The organism is Flavobacterium endoglycinae (assembly GCF_017352115.1).
Taxonomy (GTDB): Bacteria; Bacteroidota; Bacteroidia; order Flavobacteriales; family Flavobacteriaceae; genus Flavobacterium; species Flavobacterium endoglycinae.
The window spans coordinates 3,031,598-3,049,077 of record NZ_CP071448.1 but is presented as its reverse complement, the minus strand read 5'-3'; the positions used below and the strand labels follow the sequence as shown (position 1 = coordinate 3,049,077).

15 protein-coding genes are annotated in these 17,480 nt (G+C 33.6%); 8 read left to right on the top strand and 7 right to left on the bottom strand.

Going from position 1 to position 17,480, the window contains the following annotated elements:
* Positions 1-154 precede the first annotated feature (154 nt).
* Complete coding sequence (locus J0383_RS13310) at positions 155-1,231, top strand: glycosyltransferase (protein WP_207294531.1); 1,077 nt, start codon at positions 155-157, stop codon at positions 1,229-1,231.
* On the opposite strand, the gene J0383_RS13305 is transcribed toward J0383_RS13310, so the two are convergent.
* The 3 genes from J0383_RS13305 to J0383_RS13295 all read right to left on the bottom strand — a co-directional run bounded on the left by J0383_RS13305 (position 1,228) and on the right by J0383_RS13295 (position 4,681).
* Positions 1,228-2,523 carry a porin gene (locus tag J0383_RS13305; RefSeq protein WP_207294530.1) on the bottom strand — a complete coding sequence of 432 codons (1,296 nt, stop codon included), beginning with the start codon at positions 2,521-2,523 and terminating at the stop codon, positions 1,228-1,230. The two genes, J0383_RS13310 and J0383_RS13305, sit on opposite strands and share 4 nt — an antisense overlap.
* Positions 2,524-2,685: 162 nt before the next feature.
* Complete coding sequence (locus J0383_RS13300; RefSeq protein ID WP_207294529.1) at positions 2,686-3,771, bottom strand: sensor histidine kinase; 1,086 nt, start codon at positions 3,769-3,771, stop codon at positions 2,686-2,688.
* A gap of 226 nt (positions 3,772-3,997) precedes the next feature.
* Positions 3,998-4,681 carry a response regulator transcription factor gene (locus tag J0383_RS13295; protein WP_207294528.1) on the bottom strand — a complete coding sequence of 228 codons (684 nt, stop codon included), beginning with the start codon at positions 4,679-4,681 and terminating at the stop codon, positions 3,998-4,000.
* 234 nt (positions 4,682-4,915) lie between these two features.
* On the opposite strand from J0383_RS13295, the gene J0383_RS13290 reads away from it, so the two are divergent.
* From J0383_RS13290 to J0383_RS13275, 4 genes are all read left to right on the top strand, one after another.
* Positions 4,916-7,690 (top strand): TonB-dependent receptor, encoded by a 2,775-nt coding sequence (locus J0383_RS13290; RefSeq protein ID WP_207294527.1) that lies wholly within the window; start codon positions 4,916-4,918, stop codon positions 7,688-7,690.
* 209 nt (positions 7,691-7,899) lie between these two features.
* A complete protein-coding gene (locus J0383_RS13285) occupies positions 7,900-9,030 on the top strand; it encodes a hypothetical protein (RefSeq protein WP_207294526.1) in 1,131 nt (376 codons plus the stop codon).
* Positions 9,031-9,260: 230 nt separating this feature from the next.
* A complete protein-coding gene (locus J0383_RS13280; protein ID WP_207294525.1) occupies positions 9,261-9,599 on the top strand; it encodes a T9SS type A sorting domain-containing protein in 339 nt (112 codons plus the stop codon).
* 139 nt (positions 9,600-9,738) lie between these two features.
* Entirely contained in the window at positions 9,739-10,719 is a 981-nt protein-coding gene (locus tag J0383_RS13275; RefSeq protein WP_207298698.1) for a LuxE/PaaK family acyltransferase, read from the top strand.
* Positions 10,720-10,827: 108 nt separating this feature from the next.
* On the opposite strand, the gene tyrS is transcribed toward J0383_RS13275, so the two are convergent.
* Complete coding sequence (gene tyrS / locus J0383_RS13270; RefSeq protein WP_207294524.1) at positions 10,828-12,123, bottom strand: tyrosine--tRNA ligase; 1,296 nt, start codon at positions 12,121-12,123, stop codon at positions 10,828-10,830.
* A gap of 191 nt (positions 12,124-12,314) precedes the next feature.
* On the opposite strand from tyrS, the gene J0383_RS13265 reads away from it, so the two are divergent.
* Complete coding sequence (locus tag J0383_RS13265; protein WP_207294523.1) at positions 12,315-13,316, top strand: NAD-dependent epimerase/dehydratase family protein; 1,002 nt, start codon at positions 12,315-12,317, stop codon at positions 13,314-13,316.
* A gap of 7 nt (positions 13,317-13,323) precedes the next feature.
* Here J0383_RS13265 and J0383_RS13260 read toward each other — a convergent pair whose 3' ends face one another.
* From J0383_RS13260 to J0383_RS13250, 3 genes are read right to left on the bottom strand one after another with little or no spacing between them, the layout of a single operon-like run.
* The gene (locus J0383_RS13260; protein WP_207294522.1) at positions 13,324-13,803 is read right to left on the bottom strand and encodes a DUF4296 domain-containing protein; all 480 of its coding nucleotides are present in this window, start codon (positions 13,801-13,803) and stop codon (positions 13,324-13,326) included.
* Between the two features lie 9 nt (positions 13,804-13,812).
* Entirely contained in the window at positions 13,813-15,153 is a 1,341-nt protein-coding gene (locus tag J0383_RS13255) for a dihydroorotase (RefSeq protein ID WP_207294521.1), read from the bottom strand.
* Between the two features lie 9 nt (positions 15,154-15,162).
* On the bottom strand, positions 15,163-15,888 hold the full coding sequence (locus J0383_RS13250; RefSeq protein ID WP_207294520.1) for a polyprenol monophosphomannose synthase: 726 nt from the start codon (positions 15,886-15,888) through the stop codon (positions 15,163-15,165).
* 106 nt (positions 15,889-15,994) lie between these two features.
* Here J0383_RS13250 and J0383_RS13245 point away from each other — a divergent pair, with 106 nt between their 5' ends.
* Positions 15,995-16,663, top strand: coding sequence for a DUF4271 domain-containing protein (locus J0383_RS13245; protein ID WP_207294519.1), 669 nt, complete (start codon positions 15,995-15,997; stop codon positions 16,661-16,663).
* Between the two features lie 14 nt (positions 16,664-16,677).
* Positions 16,678-17,427 carry a uroporphyrinogen-III synthase gene (locus J0383_RS13240; RefSeq protein ID WP_071635369.1) on the top strand — a complete coding sequence of 250 codons (750 nt, stop codon included), beginning with the start codon at positions 16,678-16,680 and terminating at the stop codon, positions 17,425-17,427.
* Positions 17,428-17,480: the final 53 nt, after the last annotated feature.

Sequence of the window (17,480 nt, the reverse complement as noted above, 5' to 3'; positions counted from 1 at the left end):
GTAACTTTATTGTCTAGTTAAGAGTTTTTTTGCCATCTTTTTAACGAAAAATCACGTCTCAGCGCGTCTGTAGAGTTAATAATTTAGTAATATCTACGAAATAGCATCAGAAGCTTATTTTTTTATCTTCGTTTTTTAAAAAGCGTTAAAAATTATGAGCATTGACTATTCTGCTAATAAAACTATTTTAGTTGCTCCCTTAAATTGGGGACTAGGGCATGCCACGAGATGTATTCCTATAATCAAGGCGCTTCAAGAAAACAATTTTATTCCTATTATTGCTTCTGATGGTGTGGCGCTAGCTTTATTACGAAAGGAATTCCCTTATATTCAGACTTTAGAACTGCCTTCTTATCATATTGAATATGCCAAGAATGGTAAAAACTTTAAATGGAAGCTTATTAAAAATCTTCCGAAAATGATTACTGCCATTTTAGACGAGAAAAAAATGGTGAATTCATGGATTAGAAAACATGGTATTGACGGAATAATTTCTGACAATCGGCTTGGGGTTTTCAGTAAAAGAGTTCCTTCTGTATTTATGACGCATCAATTGAATGTGATGACTGGAAATACTACTTGGTTTACCAGTAAATGTCACCAACAGGTTATCAAAAAATATACAGAGTGCTGGGTTCCCGATACAGATGGAGAAGTAAATCTTACGGGTAATTTAGGACATCTTGAAACCAAAGAACTGAATCTAAAATATATTGGTCCTTTGAGCAGAATGAAGAAAAAGGAAACACCAATTGTATACGATTTGATGATTATACTTTCTGGCCCAGAACCACAGCGTACTTTTCTAGATGAAAAACTGCAGAAAGAAGCCGCTAAGTTTGATGGAAAAGTCGTTTTTGTACAAGGAATTGTAGAAAAAACGCAGGAGAAATGGCAGGCAGGAAATGTTACATATTACAATTTCATGAATTCTAAACAGCTGGAGCAGACTTTTAACGAAAGTGAATTTGTTCTTTGCCGTTCGGGTTATACAACTGTTATGGATTTAGCTAAATTGGGTAAAAAAGCCTTTTTTATTCCAACTCCAGGACAATACGAACAGGAATATCTGGCGGTAAAACTTCAAGAAGAAAATCTTGTACCTTATACAATGCAAGACGACTTTACGATTGATGATTTATCAAAGGTAAAGTCGTTTAAAGGATTGTCCCAATTTGAAAATAATATTGATTGGGAATCGTTATTTTCTGTTTTTGAAGATAAAGTCTAGAAATTAAACTGCGCTTGCAATCTTAACACATTTCCTTGTTGCCTGTTGACTGGAAGCGCACTGTCTACAAAAGTTCTGTCGGCTACCACATATTCTGCGGTAAGTTCAAAGGCTTTAAGTGGCTGCCATTCTATACCAAATTCGTAATCTCTTACTACGTAACTTCTGGCGTCTTTTTCATATTTCTTTCCTCCGTCATAATATTGAAATTTGGCAAAAGGATAGATAACTTGTTTTTTAATATTCCATTTATAATTCAGCAAAACATAACCACCGTTTAAGTCGGTTTCATCAATTGTTTTGGTTAAAGTATTGTAACGAGGCCCTTTTCCTATGTTGTATTCAGTCTGGATTCCGAAAGGTCTTGGATACAAAACAAATGTTGCTCCTACTCGCTGATCTTTTACATATTGCGGATCGTTAACGGTAACTCCTGAAGAAACTTCTCCGGTAAACGCCCATTTTCCGGTATATGCCTGAATTCCCGGTTCGATAATCTGACTGCCGATTACAAAAGGATAGGTTACTCGGGTCACTACATTTAGATCACGGTTTCCGTCAAGTTTATTCGCAATTTGCCCGTTGTAAACTCCAAAAGCGAAAACTCCAAAATCGCCAGAACCTTTGTATCCGTCTTTTACCAACATGGCGAAACGTTCTCTGATTTCGGCTGGAGCCCAGTAAAAGAAAACTCCTAAATCACGCTCGTTTAAAATTGAACTATTGATCGCATCAGAACGGTCTAATGTTAAACGTTGTGAACTTGACTGCATGTTTTCGAATCCGTACGGGATTTTACTTTGCCCGATACGAACTCGGTATTCTTTTTTCTTATCAAAAGAAAGATCAAAATACAAGTCACGAATCTGTACAAAGTTTTGAACTCCTGCACTTGGCGAACTCGCAAAATCCGGCTGAAAATAGAAAAGTACATTTGGGTGTACTTGTCCAGAAAATACTAAACGGGCACGACGAATAAAAAGTCCGTTGTTGGATTTTGCATCTGGAGCTGTAGAAGTTGTTCCCCAAGATCTATCACATTGTTCGCAGGAAACTTTATCATTTGTAGAAAGCAAACCATTGTATCGAATTTGAGCATAACCTCTAAGAGAGATTCTGTCATACCAATGTTCTTCAACTCCTCCTCCAGATTTTGTTTCTGGCAGTTTTGCTTTGTTTATAGAATCTAAAATACGCATTACTTCGTTTTTTACATCCTGTTTGTTTAATTCCTGAGCATTCGAAACCCAAGTAAACAGTAATAGAACTGCTAATATTTTTCTTTTTATCATTATTTCTTTAAATCCCTTAATTTCAGGATGCAAAGATGTATCACCTATGTTAAGAAATCATTAACCAGATGTTATTATAATAAAAATTTAATGTTATCGCCGAAATCCGTATGTTGATTTATTGTTAAAACCTTCGTTTTACGGCTTTTACAAAACCCGAGGTTACGATTTTTTAACCTCAGGTTTTTGTGCTTTATATGCTTTTTCAAGTGTAAAAGAAAATTCAGAACCAATTCCGAATTCACTTTCTACATATACTTTTTCTTTGTGTGCTTCAATAATGTGTTTTACAATTGCCAGACCTAAACCAGAACCTCCTTCAGAACGAGTTCCGCTTTTATCTACTCTGTAAAAACGTTCAAAAAGTCTTGGGATATTTTGTTTTTCAACCCCTTCTCCTGTATCACTAACACGAATTAGGACTTTTTTCTTGGTTAAATTTACAATACCAACTTCGGTCAATCCTCCTTCTTTTCCGTATTTAATAGAATTCACAATTAGATTTTCTAAAACCTGCTGAATTCTATCCTGATCACCACGCACAATAACCGATTGTACATTTTTGCTTTCAAACGAGAGTTTGATTTTCTTTTTATCGGCTTTCATTTCCAATAATTCAAAAACATTCTGAATCAATTCCACGATATCAAAATCAGTCATCACCAAATCTAAATCACCAGATTCAAGTTTGGTAATCATGTCCAAATCTTCTACGATATAAATTAAACGTTCTACTCCTTTTTCGGCACGTTTTAAATATTTTTTTCGAATGTGTTTGTCATCCATAGCACCGTCAAGCAATGTTGAAACATACCCTTGAACAGTAAATAATGGTGTTTTTAATTCGTGCGAAACGTTGCCTAAAAACTCTCTTCGGTACTGTTCACGAATTTCGAGCATTTCGATTTCAAGTTTTTTATCGGTTGCGAATTTTTTCACTTCTCTTGAAAGTGTTTCCATGTCGGTATTAATCGGCTGATTAATAAGAGTGGTTGATTCTAAAAGAGAAACCTCATCATAAATTTTCTTGACACGTCGGTAAATAAATCGTTCTACACGATATTGTAAAACTAGAAAAGAGAATATGTAAATGATGATTATGAAAACTATTCCAAATGCTATTTGATGTTTTAATTGATTCTTGTAAAAAAGGGACATTAATATCAGCACAAATCCTGTGGCGAACAGACTTATATACAGTGCTGATTTAATAGCAAATTTGTATGTTTTTTTAAAATTGATTTTCATTGAAATTGTTTAAAAGAAAAAAATCATTAAAAGATTATTTTTCACCATATAAGTGATATAAGCTCATTTAAAAGTAAAACTTTAATTGGATAAATCACATACGAACTAAAAAAAGCAAATCTTTGTCAAAGTTAAAAACTTTGACAAAGACAACTTTGATAAGGAAATATGTATACTATAAATTAAATGAACTATATCACTTAATGGTTCAAATTTATAGTGGGTACTAAACTTCAAATTTGTAACCAACCCCTTTAATGGTTTTGAAAAGGTCTTCGCCAATTTTCTCACGTAGTTTTCTAATGTGAACATCGATTGTTCTTCCTCCAACTACTACTTCATTCCCCCAGACTTTGTCTAGGATTTCATCTCTTTTAAAAACTTTACCTGGTTTTGAAGCTAATAAATAAAATAGTTCGAATTCTTTTCTTGGTAAAGCAATTTCTACGTTGCCTTTTATGATCTTATATTCTTCGCGGTTAATCTCGATTCCGCCCACATTTATAGTATCTGAAACTATTTCTTGTTCTTTTAACCTTCTTAACAGAGCCTTTACTTTAGACACTAATAATTTTGGTTTTATAGGCTTTGTAATATAATCATCGGCACCGGCGTCAAAACCAGCTACTTGCGAATAATCCTCACTTCTTGCCGTTAGGAATGTTATGATAACATTATTTAATTCTGGAATTTTTCTAATATGCTCGCATGCTTCCATTCCGTCCATTTCTGCCATCATTACGTCCATGATAATTAATTCAGGCAATTCTTTCTGAGCTTTTGCTATAGCATCTTTTCCATTAGAAGCTGTAACAATCTGGTAGCCTTCCTGAGCAAGGTTATAGCCAACGATTTCTAAGATATCTGGTTCGTCGTCAACTAATAAAATCTTAGTTTGTGTTTTTTTCATAAATAGCAAAAATTGAGATTTTTTACATCAAATATTGTAATTATTTATCCGATGTTTTGTATTTCACAGGGTAAATATACTAACAAATAAACCTTTAAAAATTGGTGTTAACGGTAATTTAATCTGGTAACAATTTGATAATCTTAACAACACAAAAACATAACAAGTCCATAACATGGACTTTACAGGGCGGTTCTTTCTTTGCACAAAAATAAATTAAACACAACACACTCAATGAAATTCAATTTAAGATTTCTATTTATTGCATTATTTATTTGTACGATTTCGATCGCGCAAAACAAAGGTACGATTTCTGGAGTTCTATCCGACAAAGAAATGAACAACGATCCATTACCTTTTGCAAATGTTTTAATTAAAGGTACAAACATTAGCGTAAATACTGACGTTGACGGAAAATATTCGTTAAGCGTAAATCCTGGAAACTACACTGTTATATTTAGTTTTTTAGGATATGAATCTGTAGAAGCTCCAGTTACCGTAAAAGCAAACGAAACTGTAGTTATCAATCAAGCACTTTCTTCTGGAAGTTTCACATTAAAAGATGTAGTGGTTAAATCAACTACTGCTAACAAACAAAAAGAATCAGCTTTATTATTAGATCAAAAAAATGCAGTTTCTTTTAAAGCGGCTATTGGCGCAGAGGAAATCACTAGAAAAGGGGTTAACGACGTAGCGAATGCAGTAGCTAAAGTGAGCGGTGTATCTAAACAAGATGATTCAGGAAATGTTTTCGTAAGAGGTTTGGGAGATCGTTACAATGTAACAACTTTAAACGGACTTCCATTACCATCAAACAATCCTGCTAACAAAAACATTCTTTTAGAGATTTTCTCTACAAATATTGTAGACAATATCGGAATTAGTAAAACTTTTGAATCTCAAAACTATGCCGATTTTGGTGGAGCAAATATTGATATTAGTGCAAAAAAATTCAGTGGAAAACCATTTGTTAGTGTTTCAGTTGGATCTGGTGCTAACACAAATGTTTTAGGACAAGATCATTTTTACCTACAAGACGGACCAACTTACACAGGATTTAAAAAAGTTGGAATTCCTGATGCTCCGTTGCAGCCATACAGCTATGCAACAAGCTGGGACAGAAAAGAAAACAAGAATGTATTAAATGCTTTCTATACTGTTTCTGGTGGAAAAAAATTCGAAATAAACGACGAGAGTTCAATTGGGACTTTTATTACAGGTTCGTTTAGTGCAAAAAACAAATATACTGAAGGTTACAGCAGAGGAGGAATTACTTCTGATGGAGATATTTTCTCTGATTTCATTAGGAAAGCTTACAAACATAGCACTACTACAACTGTTATGGGTACGGCTGATTATAAAATCAACAACAAAAACTCAATTTTCTTTACTTCATTATTCTTAAATTCTAGTGATCAAGATTATAGTGAGTATGAAGGAACAAACCAGAATTTTGATGGTGGTGGAGATGCTACTCAACAAATTACAGGTTTTATTAAACGTGGTACTTTTGAAAGAACCCAATTAATTGTAAACCAATTAACAGGTAAAAACAAATTCAACGATCAGTGGAATTTAAACTGGGGAGTTGGATACAGTATTTCTAACAGTGCAGTTCCAGATCGTATGCAAAACTCTTTTGTATTAGCGCCTAACGCAACTGATTATACTTTCTTTACCAACTCAAACATCAACAATCACAGATTTTTTCAAGACTTAAAAGAAAATGAAATAGCAGCAAATGTTGCTCTTTCTTATAACTTCAAAAAAGGTAGTGATGATACTTATAAAGGAAAAGTAACTGTTGGTTATTCTGGAAAATTCAAAGATCTAAATTACGACATGCAGCAGTTTTCATTCTTCCCAGACAGAACTACAATTTCTTTCCCTAAAGAAGATATCCACCATGTAGATAACTATTTAGATCCTGCACATTGGGGTTCATCTTATTCAAATAGAATCCACCAATTATATAATGGAAATTTAGATATTAACGCTGCTTTTGCAAATGTTCAATATTCTTTAACTGACAGATTAAGTGTAATATTAGGTGCTAGACTTGAGCAATTAACTCAGAATGTTGACTATATCACAACTACAGTTCCTGGTGGTGATAGTTCTAACGATTCGAAATTTAATATTTTACCAAGTTTAATTTCAAAATATACTTTGACTGACAAACAGAATTTAAAATTCTCTGCAAGTAAAACCTATACACTTCCTCAGTTTAAAGAAAAAGTGCCAATTATTTACGAAGATGTTGCACAAGCATACGAAGGAAACCCAAGATTATACGCTTCAACAAATTATAACTTCGATTTAGGATGGGAATATTTCCCGAAAGCTGGCGAATTAGTTTCGGTAACTGCATTTGGAAAAATTATTCAAAACCCAATCAACGAAATGTTCTTAAACTCTTCTTCAAATGATATCTCTTACGCAAACACAGGAGATAAAGCGACAGTAGCTGGAGTTGAAGTAGAATTTAGAAAAGACATTTTCGAAATTGAAAAAGATGACAATCTAAAAACAAAACTTTCTTTTGACGCAAACGGATCTTATTTATACACAAACCAAGATCTAAGCAATGATAAAGTAAACAATGAAAATGATTTTGGAGCTAACTTTACTTTTACAGATAGTAAATTAACAGGAGCTTCTAATTTCCTTGCCAATGCTAACGTATCATTTATAAATGAATTTAGAGAAGGACGTGATTTCAGTGCAACAGTATCTTATTCTTATTTTTCAGATAAACTAGCTGTAATTGGAACTTCACGAGTTGGAAATATGGTTGATAAAGCAGTAAATAAATTAGATTTTATTGCCAATACAAGTTTGACTAAAAATCTTAAACTTGGTCTTATTTACAATAACATCTTGAACCCAACTTTCAAACGTGTTCAAGAGCAAGGAGAAGTACCAGGAAAAGAAGCAATTGGTGATATCACTGTTACTTCATACAAAGCAGGTTCAGATCTTAGACTTACTTTGAACTATACATTCTAAGAAATAAATTTCTAACAATATGCAATAAAGGTGATTAGCTAATACTAATCACCTTTTTTTATGCAGAATCATCCAATGTAAATTTTATATTAAGTCAAACTTTATTTTGCTTCTTATACTTAATGTATTATTAATCTCGACTTAACTCAGCAAAAACATACGTTCGTTTACTTTGCCTTGAATAAATAAAACAATAAAACACAACAAAAATGAAAAAAAGTATTTTTGCAATGGCTGCAATATTAGGACTTGCTTTAACGAGCTGTAGTTCTGACGATAACAACAAAGACGAAAACAAAAGTAGTTTCGTTTTAAAAGTTGACGATTTAAAAGGTAACATCAATGATGGTGTTGTTACTTTAGACCCAACTCAAACTTACACTTTAACTGGAGGTTTAGTAGTTAAAGGTGGAGCAACTTTAGTTATTCCAGCTGGAACAGTAATCAAAAGTTCTGCTACTGCAGAAGCAACTTCTTTATATATCGCTGTAGAAAGAAATGCAAAAATCAACATCAATGGTACTGCTGCTAAACCAGTTGTTATGACATCTGGAAAAGCAAATCCAGCTCAAAGTGACTGGGGTGGATTAATTATCGCTGGTAATGCTAAAGTAAATACTGGAGACAATGGTACTTCTGAAGTAGGTGGTTTAAGCTATGGAGGTAACAACAATGCAGATTCTTCTGGAAACATCAACTTCTTAAAAATTTCTTACACAGGTTCTAAATATACTGCTGAAAAAGAATATAATGGAATTTCTTTCTTCGGAGTAGGTTCTGGAACTGTAGTATCTGATATCTATACTTTCGAAAGTGGTGATGACGGAATCGAATTCTTCGGAGGAGCTGTAAACGCTACTAACTTAACAATCATCAACTCTTATGACGATTCATTAGATTTCGCTGACGGATGGCAAGGTACTGCTACAAACGTTTACATTAAAGGTGTAACTAAAGCTGGTGTTGAAGGTTCTACTAACGCAAAAGATCCAAGTGGAGCTGTTCCAATGACTAATGCTAAAATCGTTAACATCTCTATTGTTAAAGGTGGTGCTACTTTCTTAGCTGACGAAAAAGCAATCAACTACAAAGAAGGTGGTGGAAAACAAGCTTACACAAACTTATATGTTGCTGACGGAATGCCTGCTGCTTTAACTAAATTATCTACAGATGCTGGTGCAACTGCAAATATCGCTGCTGGTAACTTCACTATTACAGACTATACTTTTGGAGCTTCTGTAACTACTTTTGATGGTCCTAAATTATCAGGAAAAACTTCTGGTGCAACTGGTGCTGGTGCTGGTGCTGAGTTACCATCTTGGGCTAACTGGACTAAGTAATTTAGAATAAAAAAATAAAATGAAACCGTCTGAATATTCAGGCGGTTTTTTTATGACCAGAACTCTCAGCAAAAATTAGGCTATGTCCTTTATCATAAAGGAAATCATTATATCGATCCCTAATAACTTCGGAAACAAAATGTTAAAAACATCACAAATAATATTGATGTTTTTTTTTGGCGTAATTTTTGTCATTTTTTTTGTATATTTACAATATCCAAATAAACGCGATGGCAAAAAACTACTTTTATATTACATTCATATTGGCTTTTTTCTTTTCTGTAAACGTTGCGGCGCAAGACAGTAAGCAATTACCAAAACCTCAAGACACTGCAGGTATTGAGGGGCTAAGCTTGTACCCTAACCCAGTATTAAATGGAAAGGTATATATTTCTTCTAAAAATGATTTGGAAAAAGAAGTCATTGTTTTTGATATTCTAGGAAAAAAAGTACTGCAGGCACATTTAGTTTCTAAGGAACTTAGCGTTTCAGATTTAGTTCCAGGTGTTTACATTATAAAAATTAGTGAACAAAACGCCACTTCAACCCGAAAACTTATCATTCGATAATATAAAAAAAGCTCCTGTTGGGGCTTTTTTTAGTTTACAGTCGCAGTAACTAGTTTACAGATTTGGTTTTCGACTGAAAACTGTTACTGAAAATCACGACGAAAACCTAAAAACAATATCTTTGCACAAAAAGAAAGTTTTGATTACAGCTACCGATATATTTACCATCTCAAGCCACAAACAATTTGAAAAAACAGCATTAAAAGTGTTTCGTCATCAATATGCAAATAATGTGGTATATCGTGAGTTTTGTGATTTCTTAAAAACAGATCCGCAACGCGTAAAATCTCTACAGCAGATACCATTTTTACCCATTCAGTTTTTCAAAAGCCATAATGTCGTTTCAAATAATGATCCAGCACAGGTGACTTTTACCAGCAGTGGTACAACTGGAATGATTACAAGCCGACATTTGGTTACGGATGCCTCACTTTATGAAGAAAGTTATCGCAAAGGTTTCTCTCAGTTTTATGGCAATATAGAAGATTACGTTGTTTTAGCCCTTTTGCCGTCTTATCTTGAACGAGAAGGATCTTCACTCATTTACATGGTAGAAGACCTTATAAAACTATCCAATCAGCCGGAAAGCGGGTTTTATTTACACAATCACGACGACTTGATTAAAAAATTAACCGAATTAGACGAATCTGGTCAAAATGTAATTTTAATTGGTGTTACTTATGCGCTACTGGATTTGATCGAAAAACATCAATTCAACCTTCAAAATACCATTATTATGGAAACTGGAGGGATGAAAGGGAAACGCAAAGAAATGATTCGCGAAGAGTTACACGAAATTTTATGCAAGGGTTTTGGTGTTTCTTCCATTCATTCTGAATATGGAATGACGGAACTTCTGGCTCAAGCGTATTCTTTAGGAGAAGGCGTTTTTGAATGTCCATCATGGATGCATATTCTAGTTCGCGATCCCGAAGATGCCTTAACCTATATTCAAGATGGAAAAACCGGCGGAATCAACGTTATTGATTTGGCTAACATTAACTCCTGCTCTTTTATTGCCACACAGGATTTAGGCAAAAAAAATCCCAACAACTCTTTTGAGGTATTGGGACGTTTTGACAATTCTGATATACGCGGATGCAATTTGATGGTGCTTTAGATTGTTTCATCGAAAAACAACTTTCAAAAAATAACCCAATATTCAATTTGAACATTGGATTTAATATATATCGTTTTAAAAGTACTAATCGATTAAAAGATTTACCGATTAAACTACACGAATCACAAAATAGTTTTTCTTACCACTTTGCAATAACACAAACTGATGGTTGATTAAATCATTTGCCGTTAGTATAAAATCTTCTTTTATTTTTTCTCTGTTTACAGAAATCGAATTCGCTGTTAAAGCACGTCTTGCCTCTCCATTTGATTTAAAGAAACCTGTTTTTTCGTTCAAAACAGTGATAATATCCAATCCGCTTTCTAAATCCGCTTTTGCGATTTCAGCTTGTGGAACTCCATCAAAAACCTCTAAGAAAGTTGCTTCATCTAATTTCTTTAAATCTTCAGCAGTTGAATTTCCGAATAAAATATTCGAAGCCTGGATTGCTTTTTCTAATTCTTCTTTACTGTGAACAAAAATTGTAATTTCTTCTGCTAATTTCTTTTGTAAAACTCTTAAATGTGGTGCTTCTTGATGTTCTGCTATTAACGTGTCAATCGTTTCTTTATCTAAGAAAGTAAAGATTTTAATGTATTTTTCAGCATCGGCATCGGTAGCGTTTACCCAAAATTGGTAAAATTTATAAACCGAAGTTTTATCAGCATCCAACCAAACATTTCCACCTTCCGATTTTCCAAATTTAGATCCGTCTGCTTTCGTAATTAATGGCGTTGTAAGCGCAAAAGCTTTTGCATTTTCGCCACCCATTCTGCGGACTAATTCTGCACCAGTAGTGATATTTCCCCATTGATCAGAACCACCCATTTGCAAAAGGCAGTTGTTATTTTTATATAAATGATAAAAATCGTATCCCTGAATTAGCTGATACGTGAATTCTGTAAAAGACATTCCTTCACCTTCACCGTTAATTCTTTTTTTAACAGAATCCTTTGCCATCATATAATTTACCGTAATACGTTTTCCAACTTCACGGGCAAAATCAATAAACGAGAATTCTTTCATCCAGTCATAGTTGTTTACCATAACCGGAGCATTTGCTTCTTTTGAATTAAAGTCTAAAAAACGAGACAGAACACTTTTAATTCCGGCAACGTTTTTAGCTAAAGTTTCTTCGTTCAGCAGGTTTCTTTCATCAGATTTCCCAGACGGATCACCAATCATTCCGGTTGCACCTCCTACCAAAGCAATTGGCTGGTGTCCGAAATTCTTTAAATGAACCAATAAAATAATCTGAACCATGCTTCCGATATGCAGTGAATCTGCCGTTGGATCAAACCCGATATACGCAGTTGTTGCTTCCTTTAACAATTGCTCTTCGGTTCCCGGCATACTATCATGGTACAAACCACGCCACTTTAATTCTTCAACTAGATTCTTCATTTTTAAAATATTTTGCGCAAATATAATCAATGACAATGGCAATGTCAAAAAAACAATTTTCAATGATGTCAAATGGCAATTGGAAAAAAATCAACAAGAAAACTTAGAAACGTTGAACCTTTACAAAAAACCTTTACAACTTTGCTTCTCTGTAACTTTGCACCTTTCATCCAAAAACTTATCTTTACAAAATGATATTAGTAACAGGAGGAACTGGTTTAGTTGGCGCACATTTATTGCTTCATTTAATTGAAAATGGAGAAAATGTTCGGGCAATTTACCGCAGCCAAAAGACGGTTGAAAAAGCAAAATCGGTTTTTGAATTGTACAAAAAAGCAGAATTATTCGAAAAAGTCGAATGGCTTGAAGCCGATATTTTAGATGTGCCTTCTCTTGAAATTGCTTTTATTGATGTTAATTGTGTATATCATTGCGCTGCTTTAATTTCATTTGATCCAAAAGATGAAGAAGCACTTCGAAAAACCAATATCGAAGGAACAGCAAATATGGTAAATTTTGCCATTGCCAAAGAAGTAAAAAAATTCTGCTTTGTGAGTTCCATTGCTGCTCTTGGCGATTTAACAGCCCATGAAACTTATATTACGGAAGAAACCGACTGGAATCCTGAAAAACCACACAGCGATTACGCGATTTCTAAATATGGTGCCGAAATGGAAGTTTGGCGCGCACATCAAGAAGGTTTAGAGGTTATTATTGTAAATCCAGGTGTTATTTTAGGTCCAATTCCGAAAACCAAAAAGAATCCCCAAGGAAGTGCTGAATTATATACTAAAGTAGCCAACGGACTTTCTTTCTACACGCTTGGAAGTACTGGATTTATTTCTATTGATGATGTTGTAAAAACAATGTATCGATTAATGAAAAGCGACATCAAAAACGAACGTTTCACTTTAATTGCTGAAAACATTGTTTTTAAAGATATATTAGACACAATAGCCGAAGCGTTACAAGTTAAAAAGCCTCATATTCACGCCAAACCATTTTTTATGAATTTCCTGTGGATAGCTGACCTTATTTTTTCTACCCTGTTTTTCCAACGAAGAAGCATTACGAAAGCTACTGCAAAAGCTTCTTATTCGAAGAATTTGTATTCAAATGAAAAAATAAAAACCGTTCAAGGAACGGTTTTTCAAGATGTGCATCAGTATATTAAAGACGTCGCAAAATTATAATTTTCACTTACTGTTTTGCGCGGTTTTTTGTCATTTGTCGTCTAATAGAATCGATATTAATTCCATTTGCCGGCTTTTTGATAGAATCTTTAGGAGTTTCTTTTGGTTTATTTTTAGCCTCTTTTGCTGCTTTTTTCTCTTCGATCGTTACAATAGAATCTGTATCTCTCTGAAGTTTAGCTAATCTCTTGCCAACTTCATCAAACATATCTTTGTAATTCTCGTAGTCAGCCGCATAATATTTATTGTTTTGGGCAAACTGAAGACTGTCTACTTTGTATTTTTTCAAAATATATTTTGTAGGATCTGTTTCGGTAGAATCTAATAATTCCTGATGCTGGTATTTCATAGCTTCCAAAAGAGACAAATCATACATAATATCAATCATTTTTTCTTTCTCAATAAGCTTTGCAGGTTGTTTTACAACATTTTTTTTACAACTTACAGAAAGAAACAAAACCAATAGTATTACTAAACAATTCTTCATTTTAGTTTTTTATCTGTCAAACAATAAACGTTTTCCGGCGCGAATATCTTTTATCTTAAAGTTATTGTAAACCAATTCCCCATTTATAAAAGTATGTGTAATTCTAGATTTAAAAGTAGTTCCTTCAAATGGAGACCAGCCGCATTTGTATAAAATATTATCAGAGTTTACACTCCAAGGCAGACTTGGATTCACAATTACTAAATCAGCATAATACCCTTCTTTGATAAAACCGCGTTTTTCGATTTTGAAAATTTTAGCTGGATTGTGGCACATTTTCTCTACAATTTTCTCCACGCTGATTTTCCCTTGATGATGTGCTTCAAACATCGCCACAACTGCGTGCTGTACAAGCGGACCTCCAGATGGAGCTTTTAGATACAATTGTTGTTTTTCTTCTTTCGTATGAGGCGCATGATCGGTTGCAATAACATCAATACGTCCGTCATTTAAAGCTTCCCAAAGCGCTTTACGGTCTGCAGCTGTTTTTACAGCCGGATTCCATTTAATGAAATTTCCTTTTGTTTTATAATCTTCATCCGTAAACCAAAGATGGTGCACACATACTTCAGCTGTGATTTTTTTATCTTCTAATGGAATTTTATTGGTAAACAATTCCATTTCTTTAGCCGTTGAAAGATGAAAAATATGAAGTCTCGCTCCTGTTTTTTTAGCCAGCGCCACTGCTTTTGAAGATGAAATATAACACGCTTCTGCACTTCTAATTAAATTATGTGCTGTTACTGGAATATCATCTCCGTACTTTTCTTTGAATTCGGCTAAATTATTCTGAATTGTAGTTTCGTCTTCACAATGTACCGCAATTAACATTGGTGTACTTGAAAAAATTCTTTCTAAAGTTGCTTCATTGTCTACCAGCATATTTCCGGTTGAAGAACCTAAGAAAATTTTAATTCCAGCTACATTTTTCGGATTGGTTTTTAAAACTTCTTCCAAATTATCATTAGTTGCTCCCATCATAAACGAATAATTCGCAAATGATTTTTGAGAAGCAATTTGATATTTATCTTCTAATATTTCCTGCGTAACCGCATTAGGAACCGTATTGGGCTGTTCAATGAAAGAAGTGATTCCTCCTGCAACTGCCGCTCTCGATTCTGATTCAATATCTCCTTTATGAGTTAATCCAGGCTCTCTAAAATGCACTTGATCATCAATTGCTCCCGGCATTAAATAATTTCCTTCGGCATCGATTACAATACAATCAGATGTTTTTAAACTTATACTGTCTGAAACCTCAACAATTAAGTCGTTTTCTATCAGAACGTCGCCTTCAAAAATAGAACCTTCGTTTACTATTTTGGCGTTTTTTATTAAAATCCTATTCATCTTTACTTTTTATAATGAATTGACTAATTTCTTTAATCGAAGTGTAATTACCCCCAGAATTGCTTCTTTAATAATGGCGTTACTCATTTTTGAAACACCTTTTGTTCGGTCTGTAAAAATGATTGGAACTTCTTTTATTGCAAATTTGGCACAGTAAGTTCTGTATTTCATTTCTATTTGAAACGCATAACCTACAAATTTAATTTTGTTGAGATTGATTTTTTCTAAAACTTCTCTTTTATAACATACAAAACCTGCCGTTGCATCGTGAATTTTCATTCCAGTAATGAATTTTACATATACTGAAGCGAAGTAAGACATTAAAACACGGCTTAACGGCCAGTTTACAACATTTACTCCTTTTACATAACGCGATCCGATAGCCAGATCTGCTCCTCCAAAATGGCAGGCATCATAAAGTTTTTCAAGATCGTTTGGGTTGTGTGAAAAGTCGGCATCCATCTCAAAAATGAAATCGTATTTATGTTCTAATGCCCATTTAAAACCGTGAACATATGCAGTTCCTAATCCTGCTTTTTTGGCTCTTTTCTCCAAAAATAATCTTCCGGCAAATTCTTCTTGCAAGGCAATAACTTTATCTGCAGTGTGATCCGGAGAATTGTCATCGATTATTAAAAGATGAAAAGGTTTATGTTGTGAAAGTACAGCTCTAATGATACTTTCTATGTTTTCTATTTCGTTATAAGTAGGAATTATGACAATACTATCACTCATTTTTTCTCGGTAATTTCACCGCAAAAGTAAACTTTTTATAGCATTCGCTTCATAATAAATACATAATAAAACTATTGATACAAAAAATTACTAATTTTGTGACACTATGATTGAACATCTTCATCCTCGAATAATTGAAAACAAAGACTGGGCGACTGCATTATTTGTCCTGACTTTTGCCGTTGTTGCCATGACAAAATCGGCTTATGAAACTCGATTTTCAGAATTCAGCAAACTTATTTTTTCAGATAAATATGCTAAAATCTATCGTGACAACAGCCACATGAAAAGCAGTTTTACGGTTGGATTGTTTTTTGTTCAGGTCATTTCGTTTGCATTTTTCATTCAGCTCAGCATGAATATTTTTGGATATGCTGCAAAAACGGACTGGATTTTATTTATTCAGATCGCTACTTTTCTTCTTTATTTTATTTTGGCAAAATATTTAATCGAAAAAATTGTTGCTACTTCATTCAATATTGATGATTTTGTAGAGCTTTTTAACTTACAAAAAGTAACTTATAGAACATATATAGGTGTTTTAATCCTCCCAATCAATGCTATTTTGTTTTATTATGACAATATTCCAACGATTGTACCCCTTGTTATCATTGGTATTTCACTGTGTATCAGCCTGTATTCGTATTTTATTTCAATTAAAACATATCAAAACGCAATTATCGGCAAGTTATTTTATTTTATTTTATATCTTTGCGCTCTTGAAATAGCCCCTTATTATTTTCTCTATTATTGGATTACAAAAGGGAGTGCTTAGAAAATGTTTATAATATGAAAGTGAAAACAATTTTGGTGTCACAGCCTGAACCTAAAGTGGAGAATTCTCCTTACTTTGAGCTCCAACAAAAACACAAAATAAAAATTGATTTCAGACCATTTATTCATGTGGAAGGGGTTAGCGCAAAAGAGATTCGATTACAAAAAATCGATCTTAATCATTACACTGCGATCATTTTAACAAGTCGAAATGCTGTAGATCATTTTTTTAGAGTGGCTGATGAAATGCGTTACAAAGTTCCTGAAGGATTGAAATATTTCTGTCAATCTGAAGCAGTAGCTTTTTACCTTCAAAAGTATGTTGTGTACAGAAAACGTAAAATTTACGTTGGAGCAAAAGATTTTGCAGACTTATCTCCTCTTATCAAAAAGTACAAAGACGAGAAATTTTTGTTACCTGCATCTGACCAGCTAAATGCCGATGCTCCTATTACACTAAACAGCCTTAAAGTAGATTGGGCACAAGCTATTTTTTACAGAACTGTAATGAGTGACTTATCTGATCTTGCAGATGTTTATTACGATGTTTTAGCATTTTTTAGTCCAACCGGAATTAAATCATTGTTTAAAAACTTTCCTGATTTTCAACAAAACAATACCAGAATAGCTGTTTTTGGAAGTACAACTCAAAAAGAGGCTTTAGATCACGGTTTAAGAATTGACATTCTTGCTCCAACACCTGAAACTCCTTCTATGACAATGGCTTTAGAAAAATATATTGCTGAGGCAAACAAAGGAAAATAAGTTCCTTAAAATAAAGAATTTTTAAAATTCCAAATTCCAATTTAATCACTTGG